This window comes from Paenibacillus sp. J31P316 (genome assembly GCF_056269105.1).
Window position 1 is genome coordinate 193,561 of the sequence record NZ_JBWDNI010000003.1, and the last position, 17,562, is coordinate 211,122.

Here is a 17,562-nt window from a genome sequence, read left to right on the forward strand (position 1 = left end):
TATGAATGCTTTATCGCTGGAACAGGTAGTCAAGCAATACGGCGACAAAACCGCCGTGAACGGCATCAGCTTCGACGTTGCCCCCGGAGAAATTTACGGATTGCTCGGGGCGAACGGCGCAGGCAAGACGACGACGATGCGGATGGTACTCGGCCTCATTTACCCGGATTCCGGGCGGATCTTATATAACGGCAAAGCGTATAGCAAGGAACAGCTGCAGGGGCTCGGCTACTTGCCGGAGGAGCGCGGCCTCTATCCCAAGGTAAAGGTGAGCGACCAGATCTTATACCTCGCTCAGCTGCGCGGCATGTCCCGCAAGGACGCGGACCAGAACCTGAAGCGCTGGCTGGACCGGTTCGGCGTGCCGGAATATTACGGCAAGCGGGTCGAGGAGCTTTCCAAGGGGAATCAGCAGAAAATCCAATTCATTGCGGCCGTCATCCATAGTCCGCGCATCGTTATTATGGACGAAGCGTTCAGCGGACTGGACCCTGTCAACGTCGAGCTGCTCAAGTCGACGGTCAAGGAGCTCCGGGACGCCGGATCGAGCATTCTGTTCTCGACGCACCGGATGGAGCATGTCGAGGAGCTGTGCCGCAACATCACGATTTTGCACCGATCCAACCCGGTGCTGCAGGGTAACCTGAAAGCGATCAAGCAGCAGTTTCCGCGGGAGCGGATCATTCTGGCTACGGGCGGCGAAGTGAACGGTTTGGAAGCGATCGGGGGCGTCCTTAGCGTGAACAGGCACGAGTACGGCTACGAGCTGTTGATCTCGGACGAAGCTGCGGGCAGGCCGATCCTGGAGACGGCGATGACGCAGACGGATGTGCGGCGCTTCGAAATCATGGAACCGACGCTTAACGAAATCTTTATTAAGACGGTAGGTGAGAAGCATGAATAACGGGTTCTGGACGGTTGTCGGCTTCACGGCGAAGAACAAGCTGCGGGGCAAAGCGTTTCTCGTGACGACGCTCATCATCGCGGTCATCATGAGCATCGGCATCAATTTGCCGTATATCATCTCGCAATTCAGCGGCGAAGGCAAGGCGACGGTCGTAGGTTATCTGGACAGCACGGCGGATAAAACATCGTCGCAGTTGTTCACGCCTACGCGCATAGCGGATATGCTGAACAAGTATTACGACGCGCAGGATAAGCCGGAGCTGAAGCTCGTGCCGATCGCGGATGCCGGCTCGGCCGATGCGAACGAGAAGGCGTTGAAACAAGCGGTGTCAGACGATGTCATTGACGGTTATCTCGAGTTCGCGCCCGATTCGGAAAGCGGCTTCCCTTCCGTCACGTACAAATCGGAGAGCTTGATGGAATCGAAGGTGTCGCAATCCTTGGAGACATCGCTGCAGGCGGTCAAGATGGATGCGGTCATTAACGGCGGCGGTCTCAGCAAGGAACTGAAGGCGCTGCTGACGAAGCCGATCGAGCTTAATACCGTCCAAATCTCCACCGCCGCAGGCGCCGGTTCCATCGGCGGCGAAGGCAAGACGAAAGAGCAGCAAGGGATGGATATGGCGACGGTGTACGTCATTATCTTCATGCTGTTCATGGCCATCATGATCAGCGGCCAAATGATCGCAAGCGAGATCACGGCGGAGAAGAGCTCGCGCGTCATGGAAATTCTCATCACGAGCGTCGCGCCGCTCAAGGCGATGTTCGGCAAGATTCTCGGCATGTTCCTCGTCGTGCTGACGCAGCTGGCCGTCTACATCATCGTCATCGTCATCAACATGACGCTGCCGCAGAACGCCGACAAGCTGAGCGAGTTCGGCATCTCGCTGAACCAGATCGATCCCGTCCTGCTTGTCTACGCGATCGTGTTCTTCCTGACCGGCTTCTTCCTCTTCGCGACGTTGTTCGCGGCCGTCGGCTCCATCGTCAGCCGAACGGAGGATCTTGGCCAGGCGGTGCTGCCGATCACGATGCTGTCGCTCGCGGGCTTCTATATCTGCATGTTCGGCGGCCTGAACAGCCCGGGCTCCATGCTGATGAAGGTGTCGTCGTTCATCCCGTTCTTCTCGCCTTACGCGATGGTCGTCCGGCTCGGACTGTCCGACCCGCCGCTGTGGCAAGTATGGCTGTCGATTCTGATTCTGGTCGCGTCGATTCTCGCCTCCGGCTGGCTGTCCGCGAAGATCTACCGCGCGGGCGTGCTCATGTACGGCAAGAAGCCGTCGATGAAGGAACTGTTCAAGGCCATGAAAGCGTACCGTTAAGGTGCGCTTTTTTTTTGCGTGAAAACTGAAATCGGCGAAGGGGACGTCTATCGTGGCCTGGAGTGGAAGCAAGCTGGATTCATGACGAAAGACAACCATAGACCATACTTATAACGGAAAAAGACAGTATTCAAAAGGAGAGAATTTTGAGAAGATAATCGTACAATGGAAAATTCGGGAGATATAGCGGATGAAAATCTATCAATCTTTTAAATCGAAAAAATATTTGTTGCGCATCCTCATTTCAATTACCGTCATAACCGTTTGCGTGTTGATCGGTTCTACCGTTTCTTTATACTATCTGTCCACGAATTCGGTCGTTAAAATGCAAAAGGAATACCACGAGGCTACCCTTGCGCAAATCAACTACAATATTTCCTACATGGATGAAATCGCCAAGAACATGATCACCTTCTTATTTTGGGATGCAGAGATAACCCCTTTGATCACCAACGAAGACGTGCAGGTGATGGACTTGGTGAAGAAGCTGAATAAGCTCGACACCATCGTAAGATCGAGCTCGTTCCTGGACTCGATCGTGGTGTATAACGGTCACATGAACCAGCTCTTCTCGGGAGGGAACGCCAAGTTCAGAAGCCAGGCGAGCGAACCTTCCCAACGTCTGCTTCATTATTTGCAAAACGAAAACATACAAAAAATGAAGCTCATCCCGATGAAACTCTCCGATACGAGTCCCAAAATCGATTTATTCTCCTACATCATGTATGACAGTCTAGGGTCGTACTCGCCCAACGAAAGCGCGCTGATCATTAACATAAAACCGGAATGGTTGTTTAACAACATCAAGCTAATCAACGACTTCGCCGCCAAACAAGAAAGCACGATTTTTCTGATGAACAAAGAAGGCAGCTTGCTGAGTTCGAACAATAAACCGGGCCCGGATTCGGAGCAGCTGCGGGCGGTCATTGCCGAACACGCCAAACAAAACAGTTCCAAAGGGTATTTCATACATGAGATCGAGGGCGAGAAACAGATCGTCTCCTATTCCGGCACCGTCATTCCCGGCTGGTACGCCGTAAGCTTGCAATCATACGACTCCTTGATTCACAACACCCGTCAAATCAAGAAATTGTCCTTGATGACGACCGCCATCTTCTTATTCATGACCGCCATCGCTTCTTTCATCGTGTCCCGGAGTTTGTATAAGCCGGTGGACCGGTTATTCAGCCAGGTGAAAAAGGGGACCTATTCCACTAACGATAACGCCGCCAAAGACGAGCTGTCCTTCTTATCCGATACTTATAAAGAAGTCATGGAAAACCTGCACGAAGTGAAAAGATTCCAGACGGATCATCGGGATATCGTGCAGATGTATTATTTCAGGAAAATGCTTATCGAAAGCACGGGCTACGACCGGGAGCAGTTTACGGATACGATTAAACGAAACGGATTGAACATAAGCGAGCAGGGCTCCTACCGCATGCTGGTCATCGCGATCGACGGCATCGGAAAAATGAGCCGGATGCTGCAATCGAACGACATCAAGGTGTTCCATTTCGCGATTCTGAATATCGCGGAGGAGTTCATGAATAAAAGATACCGTTGCACGGGAGCCGAGATGAAATCGGATCATTTGGCATTCCTAGTGAGCTCCGATCAAGGAGTGGAACAAGATAACCTGCTGGATCTGCTGAAGCAAATCCAAGATACGATAACCCCGTATTATAAAATTACGATCAGCGCGGCTCTGAGCCACGCATTCACCCGATACTCCGACATATCGGATCAATACCACAGAACCCAGCAAGCGCTCCTGTACAAGCTTGTCTTTGGAAGGCAAGCGTTGATAACGCCGGAGATGGTGGAGGACAACGTCCGGAATACCCCTAGGCAACTGCCGCCGGAGCTGGAAAGGAAAATCGTCGAAGGCATAAATTCCGGCGATTCGGAACGCGTCGGAGCTTCGTTGGACAAGCTTATGCAGCATCTGTCCGGCTACCCCTACGATCAAATCATGACGGAAATCATGCAAATTACGATATTGATCCGGCAAACGATCCAGAACATGAACGACAACCGCGTCCAACCCATCGAAATCGACATGAATTCGTTAAGCCTGGGCCTATTGGAAACGGAATCGTTAGCCGAAATGCATCAACTGATTCTGCAAAGCCTGAAGGAAATCAGCCAACAGAAAATGGACGGTTCGGGGGTACGCAACGAGATCCTCATCCAAACGATCAAAGAAATCGTCCGGCAGAATTACGCCGATAGCAACTTGAGCTTGCAATCCATTGCCGGGATGATCAAGTTGTCCGCGGACTATGTCGGCAGAATGTTCAAGAAAAGCGAAATGATATCCGTCGCCGATTATATCAACGAGGTTCGATTGGACCTCGCCAAAGAAATGCTGGAGAACGAGATGCATACCGTTGCGGAGATCATGGAAAAAGTCGGTTTCGTCAATCAAAGTTATTTCTTCAAGCTATTCAAAAAAAAGTCCGGTTCCACGCCGGGCGACTACCGCCTAAAAAAATCGCTTCATAAACAAATAGAATGAAGGAAGACTGAATCAGGTTGTCCGGCGGCATCACCGTTGGGCGGCCTTTTTTTTATCGCGCAGGTACCGACAAATCAAAGAAAAACACGAGAAGTGCACGCGGTTTGAATAATTTTAACGAGATTTTGCACTAGGCTTAAGGATGGAATTTGGTGACAATGGAGTCAGCCGTCCAACAACAAGGAGAAGAGGTGAAAAGAATTGGGAATATGGAAAAAAACCGTAAGCGAATGGAGCCTGTTCAAAAAGAATTACGAGTTATTTACCTTGAGTTTGCCGGGACTCGCGTACATCTTCGTTTTTGCCTACCTCCCCATGTTGGGGATCATGCTAGCGTTCAAAGACTTTCATTATGATAAAGGGATATGGGGGAGCGAATGGATCGGATTCAAGAACTTCGAATTCTTTTTCGTTTCCGATTATGCGTACCGAATTACCCGAAATACGGTGTTATATCAGCTTGGTTACTTGTTCTTCACGACGACGTTCGCTTTGACCTTCGCCGTTATGCTCAATGAAATCTCGAGAAGAGCGGTAAAGGTTTACCAAACGGCCTTGTTTTTGCCCTATTTTCTATCCTGGGTCGTTGTCTACTATATCGTGTTCACGCTGCTGGATTTGAAAAACGGCTTGTTGAACACGCTGCTCGCCGCTTTCGGAGTACCGGCTCATAACTGGTATTTAGAAACGGGTCCGTGGCCGTACATTTTAAATATCGTAAGCTTATGGAAAAACATCGGTTTCAGCACGCTCGTTTATTTTGCCGGCATTATCGCGATCAGTCCCGATTATTACGAAGCAGCCCGAATAGACGGGGCGACAAGGTGGCAAATGGCAAGGAAAATCACGATACCGCTGATCATGCCGATTATTTCCATCCTGCTCATCCTTTCCGTCGGAAGCTTGATCTCGGGAGACTTCGGACTGCACTATTTCATCCCGAACGATTCAGGGATGACGTTCCCGACAACGGATATCATCGATACCTATGTTTACCGCGCGCTCACCAAGATTGGCGACGTGGGAATGGCATCCGCCGTCGGACTGTTCCAGTCTACGGTTGGATTCGTTCTGGTCTTGTTGGCGAACGCCTTGGCAAAAAGATTGAATCCGGAAAATTCCTTATGGTAGGTACTCCTATGACGCAGACCGCTAAAAAAATATCCGTTGCGAACGTCTTCATTCATCTCGTGTTCATTGTCGTATTCCTGTCGATGCTGTTGCCTTTCTTGCTGGTTATCGCGATTTCCGTTACGCAAGAGCACGCTTTGATCCAGAATGGGTACCGGTTGATTCCGGCCAAGTTCAGCTTGGACGCCTATTATTATATTTTCAAATCGCCGTGGATTCTGATTCGGGCCTACTGGGTCACCATAGAGACGACGATACTGGGAACGCTCGGCAGTCTCTTTTTGACCTCGCTTACGGCTTACGTGGTTTCCCGCAAGGACTACCGCTATGTTCGCGGCACGACCTTCTATGTGTTTTTCACCATGTTGTTCAGCGGCGGACTTGTCCCCTCCTACATTCTGGTTACGCAATATCTTCATTTGAAAGATACGGTCTGGGCGCTTATTTTACCGGGCATGCTGACTCCCTTTTATATCCTGATCATGAAAGGGTTCATTTGCGAAATCCCCCGCGAACTGATCGAGTCGGCGAAAGTGGACGGCGCGAGCGAATGGCGGATTTTCTTCCGGATGATTTTGCCTTTGTCGAAGCCGGCGCTCGCAACCCTGGGGCTATTCATCGCCTTTAACTATTGGAATTCTTGGTTCTCGGCATTGTTGTACATCAACAAAGAGGGACTGGTCCCGATCCAGCTCCTGTTGACCCGGATGATGAACACGATCAATTTTCTGAGCACGAATTCGCAGTTTATGAGCGGCATCTCGATCGACACCTCCAAATTTCCCAACTTATCCGCAAGAATGGCCATGACCGTTATGGCAGCGGGACCGATGTTGTTCGTCTTTCCGTTCTTTCAGAAATATTTTATCAGAGGTTTAACGGTCGGTTCCCTGAAAGGCTGAAAGACTGAAAGACTGAGTGACGGAATTAATATCTGCAAGGGCCCTGCAGGTATTTAATTTAATAAGCAATGGCTTATATTCGAACCGGGAGGTCAACTGAAAATGAAAACGAAAAAGGTTGGTCGTCAATCATTAGGGATGGTATTCCTTCTCTTAACGCTTATCGTAAGCGCTTGTAATTCGAAGAACGATTCCCCCGCGGCATCCGAACAAACATCGAATGCGCCATCCGGAGCAACCGATGAAACGGCGGCAAAGACCGATGAACTGCCCCCCGTGGAATTGACCTATTATTTCCCGCAGGGAGAACTGCAGAAGGATTACGAGTCCGTGGAAGAAGCCGTCAATCAATACTTGAAGCCCAAAATCAACGCAACGATCAAAATGATGCCGATCGTGTTCGGCGACTACGAACAGAAGCTGAATACCATCGTTTCCTCGGGCGAGAACTTCGATATCGGCTGGACGTCCAACTGGATGTTCAACTACGAAAACAATGCGGAGAAGGGAGCTTTCCAGGATCTCCAAGACCTGCTTCCCACGTATGCTCCCGAGTTCATGAAAAGCTTGCCCGATTCCGCCATCGAGGGCTCCAAGACGTCCAAGGGTAAACTGATGGCGATTCCGAACTACCAGGTTGCCGCCAAAGCTTCCGGTTTCGTTATCCAGAAGGAATACCTCGACAAGTATAATTTCGATGTCAGCACGATTAAGTCGTTCAAGGACTTGGAACCGTTTCTGGATGTGATCAAGAAAAACGAACCGGATGCGATCCCTTACTTCTCGCAAGCCAATTCTTTCATCGCCACGGCGAACGGATATGAGGGAATACAAGATACGTACTACAAGAAGGGCGATCCGACCTACGCGTTGATTCAAATGGAGTCTACGCCCGAGTATATGACGCATACCCAAATGCTTTACGACTGGTACAAGAAAGGATATATCCCCAAAGACGTGGCCACCGCGAACTTCGACGAAACGTTGAAAACGGGTAAAGTCGTTTCCTATATCGATTGGACGCTGCAACCCGGCGGAGAAGCCAACGTGTTCAACCATAACGGCGGTCACGAGGTGGTATTCGTTCCTTTGACGAAACCGGAATTTTCAGGGGTTCAACCTACGATGACGTTTATCAGCAAGACATCCAAAAATCCGGAAAGAGCCATGATGTTCCTCAATCTGATGAATACGGACCCGCAATTGTTCAATCTGATGTCTTACGGGATCGAAGGCAAGCATTACGACAAAAAGGGACCGAATACGATCGTGATCAATAAGAACGGCGGTTATTCGCCCGACGTGGCATGGGCGATGGGCAACGTGACGATTGGCTACGTGAAAGAAGGGCAGCCGGAAGATACGTGGCAAAAGACGATCGAGTTGAACAACACGGCTTTCGTTCCGGACATTTTCGGCTTTAACTTCGACCCTTCTTCGGTCAAAACGGAAATGGCCAACTTGGATGCCGTTTACAAAGAATACGACAGCGCGGCGAAGACAGGCGCCGTCGATCCGGCCGTCTACCTTCCCAAGATGATCGATGCGATGAAGAAAGCCGGCTTCGAAAAAGTGCTGCAAGAACGGCAAAAACAGCTGGATGCTTGGCTGAAGGGCAAAGGAAAGAAATAACGGCGTAAGACGGGAGGCTGCGTTAGGATCGTCGTTGTTCCGGCTGACGTTCCGAATTCGGTCTCCCGTTTCTTATAGCGAATACCAACGTCACGGAGGTGAAAATGAAGTCGGGAACGAAAGGAGATTTGGAAACGGAAGGAACGGAAACGAACGAAAAGGAGAGGTGAACATGAGAGCTTCATTCGGGAAAATCATGAGTTTACTCTTGGCCGCAAGTCTGGTATTCACGTTCTCGCCGCCGGGCAAGGCTCACGCGGCACAAATAAATGTGAGCGGATTCGATTCCGCGGCGATCCAAACCGCCATTAACGCCGCCTCAGCCGGAGACACCGTCTATTTCCCGGCCGGAACCTACAACATTACGACTTCGATCACCCCGATATCCGGAATCGTTCTGAAAGGGGCGGGTCAAGCCGCTACGACCATCCTGTTTACCGGCCAGACAGGGTCGGTCCCCATGGTCAATCTGACTAATCTCGCCAATGTGGAAATATCGAATATGAAGTTCGACGGAAACCACAACACGCATGCGATTCAAGGGATGACGCTGGCCGGCGGATCCGGGCATTACATTCATGACAATACGATTCAGAATTTGGACGGAACCGACCATCTGAACGGATGGGGACCGCACGGCGTTCTATCGTCCGCGAACAATACCAGAATCGAATATAACACGATTACCAACATGGGAACCAAATCCAGCTTCAATCCGACCGGCGACGTGTGGGGAGCGGGGATTCGCTTCGAGACCCCTTCGTCCGGCACGAAAGTGATCGGAAACAACATATCCAACACAGGTCGCGGAGGCGTGTTATGCAGCGGCGGGACGAACGCGGTGATCAGCGGCAATACGATAACCGGAAGCGGAACTTCCTACGAGTATGCGCAAGCGAACGGGAAAGACGTCGGACTCGGCATCGAGCTGTTCGGCGGCTGCAACAACAGCCTCGTGGAAGGGAACCAAGTCGACCATTGGATCAGTCTCGATTCGACGAGCTACGTAAGCATTCGGGGCAATACGATCTACAGCACGGCGAAGCCTTGGAGTCCGGGAATCGAACTGATCAAACCGGCTTATATCGTCGTGACGGACAATCAGATCAAGGACGGTACGCAGGACGGATTCTCCATTGCGGAGTCCGCGACCAATGCGATTCCGGATGGCTACGTCTATATCGCGAACAATACGACCCTCAACAATAAACAATGGGGCGTGCAGCTCCAAGGCAACACGGGCGGTCACGATCTGATGAACTATTACTTCTATAACAACTCGTTCTCGGACACGCTTGCGAACGATCCGGAAGCGCGGTATACGAACGACGACGGCAGAGGCTTCCGAACGAACGGGTACGCGAGGAACGTTACGCTCGACGGCAATACCATCTCGCGCAACGGCGCATACGGCATCGAATTTACGGGCACGGGCATGGAAAATTACAGCTTCGTCAACAACGTCGTTCAAAACAACGCCAGCGCTTCGATTAACTTGGACCCGAGCATGAGCAACATGGAATGGAGCGCGAATACGGTGTCGGGCAATGGCACGAACACGCAATTGACTTCCAGAGGATACGCCGGCAACGCCAAGCCGACCGCGAATTTCACGAGCAGCGCGGTTTCCGTTCAGCTCGGTCAATCGATCTCGTTCACGAATACGTCCACCGATAACGGCAGCATCGCCAAATCGCTATGGGATTTCGGCGAGGGACTTCCCGTGTCGACGACAGGTACGATCGGCGTATCTTATACCTATCAAAAAGCCGGAACGTACACGGTCGCCCTATTGGTTTGGGATAACGCGGGCAGAGCGGCGAGGAAAGCGGTCTCCGTTACGGTGACGAACCCTTCGTCGGGTTCTACGAATGTCGCGTTGAACAAATCGGCTGCGACGTCCGTCGCGTTTCAAAATACGGCGCGGTTGACGGACGGCGACAAGAATGCGAACAACTTCGCGGACAGCTATCCCAATGCCGGTCTCGCCAACGTGGTGATCGATCTCGGAGCGAGCTACAACGTGAATAAAGTCAACCTGTGGCATTACTTCGGCGATTCGAGAAGCTACCACGACGTCATCGTCCAGCTGTCCAATTCGCCGACCTTCGCAAGCGGCGTGACGACGGTATTCAACAACGATGCGAATAATTCCGCAGGTCAGGGTACGGGGGCGGATGCGGAGTATGCCGAATCGGCGGCGGGCAAGAGCATCGCGTTCAATGCGGTGAATGCAAGATACGTCCGATTATGGACCAACGGCAGCACCGCGAATACCTCTAACCACTACGTGGAAGCCGAAGTCTGGACCGCGCCGGCAGCGTCCGCCAACGTCGCGTTGAACAAGTCGGCTTCGACGTCCGCCGCGTTCGGCAATATCGCGCGCTTGACGGACGGCGACAAGAATACGAACAACTTTGCGGACAGCTACCCCAATAACGGTCTCGCATGGGCGGTAATCGACCTTGGCGCAAGCTACAACGTCAATAAAGTCAACTTGTGGCACTACTTCGGCGATTCGAGAAGCTATCACGACGTCATCGTCCAGCTGTCCAATTCGTCGACCTTCGCAAGCGGCGTGACGACGATATTCAACAACGATGCGAATAATTCCGCGGGTCAGGGCACGGGTTCGGATGCGGAGTATGCCGAATCGGCAGCGGGCAAGAGCATCTCGTTCGGCACGGTAAATGCAAGATACGTCCGATTGTGGAGCAACGGCAGCACCGCGAATACCTCTAACCATTACGTGGAAGCCGAAGTTTGGACCGCGCCTTAACGTAACGGAGAGGCGGGAGCGCGGGGAACGAAGCCGTTCCGTTGCTTCCGCCTCTTTACCTGATTACGAGAGAGTTCCTGAAGCGAGGAGAGAGTCGATTGCCTACGATCAGAACGTTGCTGCTGAGCGGCGCGAACAACCATGACTGGACGAGGTCCAGCCCGTTTTGCAAACGATTGCTGGAGAGCACCGGCAAGTTCGAAGTCGATATTTCGGAAGAGGTATCGGAGTTCTTATCCCGGGATGAGGCATTGTCATCCTATTCGTTGATTTTTACGGACTACAACGGAGCCGCTTGGGAGGAGAAGGCGCAGGCTCGTTTCGAGCATGCCGTGAAGGAAGGGACAGGACTCGTCGTATTGCATGCGGCGAACAACGCTTTTGCCGAATGGCCGGCATACCAGCGAATGTTGGGGTTAAGCTTTCGGGAGGGAATATCCGGTCACTACGATTTCCACGAATTCCAGGTGGAAATCGTAGACCGTCACCATAGGATCACGCGGCAGCTGGCCGATTTTAGCACGATCGACGAACTATATCATGGCACGATTCCGGTGCCGGGCTGCGAATATGAGGTGCTCGCCGCCGCTTATTCCGATCCGGATAAGGGCGGAACGGGCAAGCATGAGCCGGTGATGATCGTTCTGACTTACGGCAAAGGACGCATCTTCCATCTGCTGCTTGGACATGTCTGGCCGGATGATTTCAACGCCGGGTATTTGGGGTATCGGATGCTGGCTTTCGAAAATGAAGGCTTTCAGAACTGCCTGATCCGCGGCGCCGAGTGGGCGGCGACGGGAGACGTAACGGACTGAATCGTCCGGGTTGAACCAAGAGAGGAGAAACGCCATGTATAAAGTCGGGATCATCGGTTTAGGAGCCATTGCAGCGATGTATGAAACGCCGGATCGTCCACATCCGTATTGCCACGTCGGCGGCATCCGGCTCAGCGGCAAAGTGAAGCTGACCGCGGCCGCCGAGTTGTCGGAAACCGCGCGGGAGAAGTTCCGGAACGTCTGGGGGGATGCTTTTCCCGAATTGCGATACTATGACGGCAGCGCGGCAATGCTCGCCCAGGAAGAGTTGGATATCGTGGCGGTATGCGTGCGCGGACCTTATCATTTCAACGTGGTCATGGAAGCCATAGAAGCGGGACCCATGGTCATTTTTTTGGAAAAACCGCCTTCCTGTTCCTTGGAAGAAATGGACGTTATGCGCGAGGCGGCGGCCAACAAAGGAATATCAATCGTCGTTTCCTATTCGAGGCATTGGAATCCCCATATTCTGAAGCTGCAGCAGCTTGTCGGGCAGGGTCTGGTAGGCAATGTGAAAACGGTGGTCGGATACTGCGGGCATTACGTCCTTTCGTACGCCAGCCATACGACGGATTTGATCTGCCAGTTTGCTGGTTACGGCCCCGAACAAGTCATAGCCCGGGGAGATACCGGCGGCGAGGCTCCGGCGGGTTACGAGCCGGAACCGAAGCTCGACCACATGTTCATCCGGTTCACGAGCGGCGCCGCAGGCATTCAGGTCGGGGCGCGCGGACCGCACGGCGACATGTATGCCGAAGTGTTCGGGGACCAGGGCATGCTTCGCGTCGGCATGTACATACCGACGGTACTGCTTGACCGAGAGGGGAAACCGATGGACATCGAGCCGCTCGAATTGCCCGAACCGGCCAGCGTATTCACGGTAGCTTATGATCAAATCGCCAGCCATTTGGATGGCGGGCCGCTGCCCCATTGCGCGGGCGATCAATTCGCGAAGGTCAACGAAATCGGGTTTGCCGCGATTGAAAGCATGCACGCGTGCGCAGCCGTTGCCGTTCCCGTGGCGGAAAGAAAACGGAAAGTCTTCGCTAACGAGTAGGGGGTGAAGGATGAAGAACAGAATTTGGTACGAGAACCCGGCACGCATATGGGACGAAGCGCTGCCCGTCGGGAACGGATTTCTGGGCGGCATGATTTTCGGGAATCCCGTCGCCGAACGGATCGCGCTCAACGAAGACAGCGTTTGGTACGGCGGTCGGAGAGACCGCAATAATCCCGATGCGCTGGGCAATCTGGAGAGAATCAGAGCCTTCTTGCGGGAAGGCCGGCTCAAGGAAGCGCATGAGCTGTCCGTCATGGCGCTGTCCGGCATACCGGATACCCAGCGTCATTACATGCCGCTGGGAGACTTGTTTATCTCTTTCGGCCATCATGGAGAAATTGCGAATTATCGCAGGGCATTGGACCTGGACCGGGGCATGGCGACGGTGGATTACGAGGCGGACGGAATCCGATATACGAGGGAAATGTTCGTCAGTTTCCCCGATCGGGTCATGGCGCTTCGCTTCGATTCCGAAGAGCCGGGCGGCCTGGACCTCACGATCCGGTTGGCCAGAGGCGACAACCGATATATGGAGGAAACCGTTAGAGCGTCCGAGTCGACGCTCGTCATGCGAGGCGAATGCGGCGGAGCGGGAGGCCTGTCTTTCCGCGCCGCCTTGCGGGCGGAAACGACCGGCGGAGAAACCCGGATCGTCGGCGAACACTTGGTCGTTAGAGGCGCGGATTCCGTTACCCTGCTGCTGACGGCAGCGACGACTTTCCGGGAAGAGGATCCGGAGGCTTGGTGTCTGTCCACCTTGGCAGCGGCGGGCAAAATGAAGTATGAATTGCTGCGGGAACGCCATCTGAACGACTTCGAGCCGTTCATGGCACGGTTCTCCATTCGTCTGGGCAGAAGGGAACTGGCGGCCGAAATCGATCTTTTGCCGACAGACCGCCGGTTAAGCCGGATTGCGCAGGGAGAGCGCGATGACGCGTTGATCGCTCTCTATGTGCAATTCGGACGTTATCTGATGCTTTCCTGCAGCAGGCCGGGGTCCCTGCCGGCTAACCTGCAAGGGATATGGAATCAGCATATGCTCCCTCCCTGGGACAGCAAATATACGATCAATATTAATATCCAGATGAATTACTGGCCGGCCGAACCGCTCGGATTGCAGGAGTGCCATCTGCCCTTGTTCGACCTGCTCGACCGCATGCGGGAGCCGGGTCGGCATACCGCCCGGGTCATGTACGGATGCAAGGGATTCGTCGCGCATCACAACACGGATATCTGGGCAGATACGGCCCCGCAGGATATTTACCCGCCCGCCACGTATTGGCAGATGGGCGCGGCCTGGTTCTGTCTGCACTTGTGGGAGCATTATGGCTACGGCGGAGACATCGGGTTCCTCAGATACGCTTACCCGATCATGCGGGAAGCGGCTGAATTCTTCGAAGACTTTCTCGTCGAGACGGAGGACGGGAAGCTGGTCACGTCGCCTTCCGTCTCGCCCGAGAATACGTATCGTCTTCCGAACGGGGAGTCGGGAACGCTTTGCATGGGTCCTTCCATGGACAGCCAAATTCTGTATGAGCTGTTCTCGGCTTGCATGGAAGCAAGCCGACTGCTAGATGAAGACATCTCCGAACGGGTGCGGTGGGAGAGCCTTCGGATGCGATTGCCCGAGCCCGCCATCGGCAAGGAAGGTCAACTACTCGAGTGGATGGAAGAATACGAGGAAGCGGAGCCTGGACATCGCCATGTCTCCCATCTCTTTGCCCTTCACCCCGGAACGAGGTTCACCGTAAAGGGAACGCCGGAATGGAGCCAAGCTTCGAGAGTGACCTTGGAACGGCGGCTCGCGAACGGAGGCGGACATACCGGATGGAGCCGCGCGTGGATCGTCAATTTCTGGGCGAGATTGGAGGACGGAGAGAAGGCTTACGAGAACCTGCAAGCTCTTCTGACCCATTCCACGCTTCCGAATCTCATGGATAATCATCCGCCTTTCCAGATCGACGGCAATTTCGGCGGCGCGGCCGGCGTCTCGGAGATGCTTCTGCAGAGTCATGCGGGCGAGCTTCATCTGCTGCCGGCGCTCCCGTCGGGCTGGCAGGAAGGCGAAGTGCGCGGCCTTCGCGCAAGGGGCGGCTTTATGGTCCGGATCAGATGGGCAAACGGCGCATTGGAAGAGGCGGAAATATTGGCGACGCAGAGCGGCCGATGCGTTCTTGACGCACGCTGCGCCGTTCGGGTCGAATCGGATAAGCAGCCCGTTTCCATCCGGTCGAATGAAGACGGTACGACGGAATGGATGGCGGAGGCCGGATGCGCTTACCGCGTCGTTCCGCTTGAAAGCGTAAACGGGATGAACAAACGTTGAAACTCATTGTGTCTACGAAAGGCAACGACCGGTGGTCGGGCCTGCGGTTATCGCATCAGGCATCGGGGTAAGATATCGGAGAAAAACAACTGAAAATCGTACCCCGGAGGGATTTGTCATGATGAACCGAGTTTCCAAAGCTGCACTTGGCGTAACGCTCTTCAGTCTTATCTTTGCATCGGGCGCCATCGCCCATGCGGACACCCAAAAAGCGGCTTCGCAATTACGGCAAGCGAATACGGATGACGCGGCGATGGCTCTGAAGACGTTGAACAGCTTCTACAAACCTGCATTGGTCGGCCAATTTCCCGGCTCGGTGAGCGGGCTGAAGATCGGGATCAGCACCCGTCAGGATGTCCTTGGCAAGGTCGGTAAACCGGGCTCGCCGAGGTCGGACGCGGACGGATTTGATTTCTATCATTCGGAGATGGGTCATCCCGGTTATGCCATTGCATACAAGCTTAATAAAATGCGGGAAATTCGCTACTTCGGAACCGATATCGAGCGGCAAACGAATATCGGCGGGATCACAAAGCGGATGCTGACCGGACATTGGGGAAAGCCTTCCGCATCGGTCACCATTCGGAACGGGTCCTTGGTGCAGCAAAAAATCACCTATAACCGCGGCAAATTCAGACTCAATTTTATTTTCAACAGCAGCACGAATCTCGATCATATCAACTTGCTCAAGCGCTGAAGCGGCTAGCAACCAGACAGGACCAGGCAGGCATTACCGTTACGTCCTGTAGTAAACAAATACGAAAGCCAGTCTGATCTAACCATGATCGGACTGGCTTTTTCGTTATCGTCTAAAACTCTAGCAATATTTACGTAGATTCGTTTATAGCTGGCCTAATATGGTAACTCTAGTAGTACGGCCGAACGGCCAGTAAAGGAGGTATCGCAATGAAATGTATCAATTGCAACTCGATCGATATCGGAAAGATCGGTCCTCATCAATATTTCTGTTGGAATTGTTGTATCGAAATGAGTTTTGTCGGCGAGAAGCTCGATGTCTTCCAGGTCGAAAAGGATGGCTCGCTAAGTTCATTGAACGATCTCTTCATAGCGGAAGAAGCTGTTCATTCGCAAGAAACTGAAATCGAGATCTATTCCGACAAGCGCTAGCGGTTGTCGGGATAGGTCCTTTTTTTTTGTCGCTGTTATAAATATTGCTGCGATTTATCTTTAAATGGTAGATTTAACAAAGGAAGACGAAACCATACATCCTTATTTTGACGATATAGAGCAGACGGGCGGCTAATTCCTTGAGCGACAAGCCAACGCGCTGTGCCGGTCAAGAATCGCGAGGCGCTCTGACCAAAGGCGGGACGAGATGAATTATACGGATATCCGACTTGAACACGGCTTTACGGTCGAGGAGAAGGTTGCGTCGCTGACGGAGCACGAGCTGCATACCCATGACGCGCTGGAAATCAACATTCCGCTGGAGAACAGCATTCGCTGCACGCTGCTCGGCGGCACTTATGACGCCGCTCCCGGAGACGTGTTCTTGTTTCGTCCTTTCGAGCCGCATTGGAACCTGATCGCGGAAGGGGACAAGCCAGCACGCTGGATCATGCTGCTATTCTCGCCGTCCGTCGCCGCCCAATTGCCGGGAGGCAGCAAGCTGCTTTTGCCGTTCTACCGCATGGACGTGCCGCCGCTTATTCCGGCCGATTCGCCGCAAGCGCAGGCGATCGGACGGCTGGCGCAGACGCTTGTGGGAGAAGAAAATACGCGGCAGCCGGCTTGGGAGCTGCAGCAATTCACGGTGCTGCTTCAGATTCTCGTTCAGCTGCATCGATTCTACGAAGAACGCGAGGCGCCGAGGCTCGGATACAGCATGGATGCCGCCGACATCATTCGTTCGGTCGACTATATGATCGCATGCGGAACAGAGGCGGTCGATATGGAAGAAGCGATACGGCTGTCCGGCTGCGGGAAGACTCGCTTTTACGGAAAATTCAAGGAATTGACGGGGGTTACGCCGCATGACTTCCTGATCCGGCTGCGTCTGCAGCATGCCAGCCACAGGCTCCGAATGACGGACGACCCCATCGTACGGATTGCGCTCGACTGCGGTTTCGGCTCCTCGAGCTACTTCAATAACCGGTTCAAAACGTTCTACGGCATCACGCCGCGTCAATTCCGCAAACACTAAG

General features: G+C 53.2%; 13 protein-coding genes. All 13 read left to right on the forward strand.

Annotated features, from left to right (window positions below):
• Position 1 precedes the first annotated feature (1 nt).
• Positions 2 to 904, forward strand: a complete 903-nt coding sequence (locus AC0YNU_RS12075; RefSeq protein WP_475756620.1) for an ABC transporter ATP-binding protein — start codon at positions 2 to 4, stop codon at positions 902 to 904.
• Positions 897 to 2,231: an ABC transporter permease gene (locus AC0YNU_RS12080; RefSeq protein WP_475756622.1), complete on the forward strand. Its 1,335-nt coding sequence runs from the start codon at positions 897 to 899 to the stop codon at positions 2,229 to 2,231. Before AC0YNU_RS12075 ends, AC0YNU_RS12080 begins: the two co-directional genes overlap by 8 nt.
• A 190-nt stretch (positions 2,232 to 2,421) precedes the next feature.
• The gene (locus AC0YNU_RS12085; protein ID WP_475756624.1) at positions 2,422 to 4,752 is read left to right on the forward strand and encodes a helix-turn-helix domain-containing protein; all 2,331 of its coding nucleotides are present in this window, start codon (positions 2,422 to 2,424) and stop codon (positions 4,750 to 4,752) included.
• Positions 4,753 to 4,953: 201 nt separating this feature from the next.
• Entirely contained in the window at positions 4,954 to 5,883 is a 930-nt protein-coding gene (locus AC0YNU_RS12090; RefSeq protein ID WP_475756626.1) for an ABC transporter permease, read from the forward strand.
• Between the two features lie 8 nt (positions 5,884 to 5,891).
• Entirely contained in the window at positions 5,892 to 6,785 is an 894-nt protein-coding gene (locus AC0YNU_RS12095; RefSeq protein ID WP_475756629.1) for a carbohydrate ABC transporter permease, read from the forward strand.
• Positions 6,786 to 6,887: 102 nt separating this feature from the next.
• Positions 6,888 to 8,417, forward strand: a complete 1,530-nt coding sequence (locus tag AC0YNU_RS12100; RefSeq protein ID WP_475756632.1) for an ABC transporter substrate-binding protein — start codon at positions 6,888 to 6,890, stop codon at positions 8,415 to 8,417.
• A 172-nt stretch (positions 8,418 to 8,589) separates the two neighbouring features.
• Positions 8,590 to 11,196, forward strand: a complete 2,607-nt coding sequence (locus tag AC0YNU_RS12105) for a right-handed parallel beta-helix repeat-containing protein (protein WP_475756634.1) — start codon at positions 8,590 to 8,592, stop codon at positions 11,194 to 11,196.
• 98 nt (positions 11,197 to 11,294) lie between these two features.
• A complete protein-coding gene (locus AC0YNU_RS12110; RefSeq protein ID WP_475756636.1) occupies positions 11,295 to 12,011 on the forward strand; it encodes a ThuA domain-containing protein in 717 nt (238 codons plus the stop codon).
• Between the two features lie 34 nt (positions 12,012 to 12,045).
• Positions 12,046 to 13,068, forward strand: a complete 1,023-nt coding sequence (locus AC0YNU_RS12115; RefSeq protein ID WP_475756638.1) for a Gfo/Idh/MocA family protein — start codon at positions 12,046 to 12,048, stop codon at positions 13,066 to 13,068.
• 10 nt (positions 13,069 to 13,078) lie between these two features.
• On the forward strand, positions 13,079 to 15,397 hold the full coding sequence (locus AC0YNU_RS12120) for a glycoside hydrolase family 95 protein (RefSeq protein ID WP_475756640.1): 2,319 nt from the start codon (positions 13,079 to 13,081) through the stop codon (positions 15,395 to 15,397).
• A gap of 118 nt (positions 15,398 to 15,515) precedes the next feature.
• Entirely contained in the window at positions 15,516 to 16,094 is a 579-nt protein-coding gene (locus AC0YNU_RS12125; protein WP_475756642.1) for a YjgB family protein, read from the forward strand.
• 209 nt (positions 16,095 to 16,303) lie between these two features.
• Complete coding sequence (locus AC0YNU_RS12130; protein ID WP_475756644.1) at positions 16,304 to 16,525, forward strand: hypothetical protein; 222 nt, start codon at positions 16,304 to 16,306, stop codon at positions 16,523 to 16,525.
• A 208-nt stretch (positions 16,526 to 16,733) separates the two neighbouring features.
• Complete coding sequence (locus AC0YNU_RS12135; protein ID WP_475756646.1) at positions 16,734 to 17,561, forward strand: helix-turn-helix transcriptional regulator; 828 nt, start codon at positions 16,734 to 16,736, stop codon at positions 17,559 to 17,561.
• The last annotated feature ends 1 nt before the right edge of the window (position 17,562 follow it).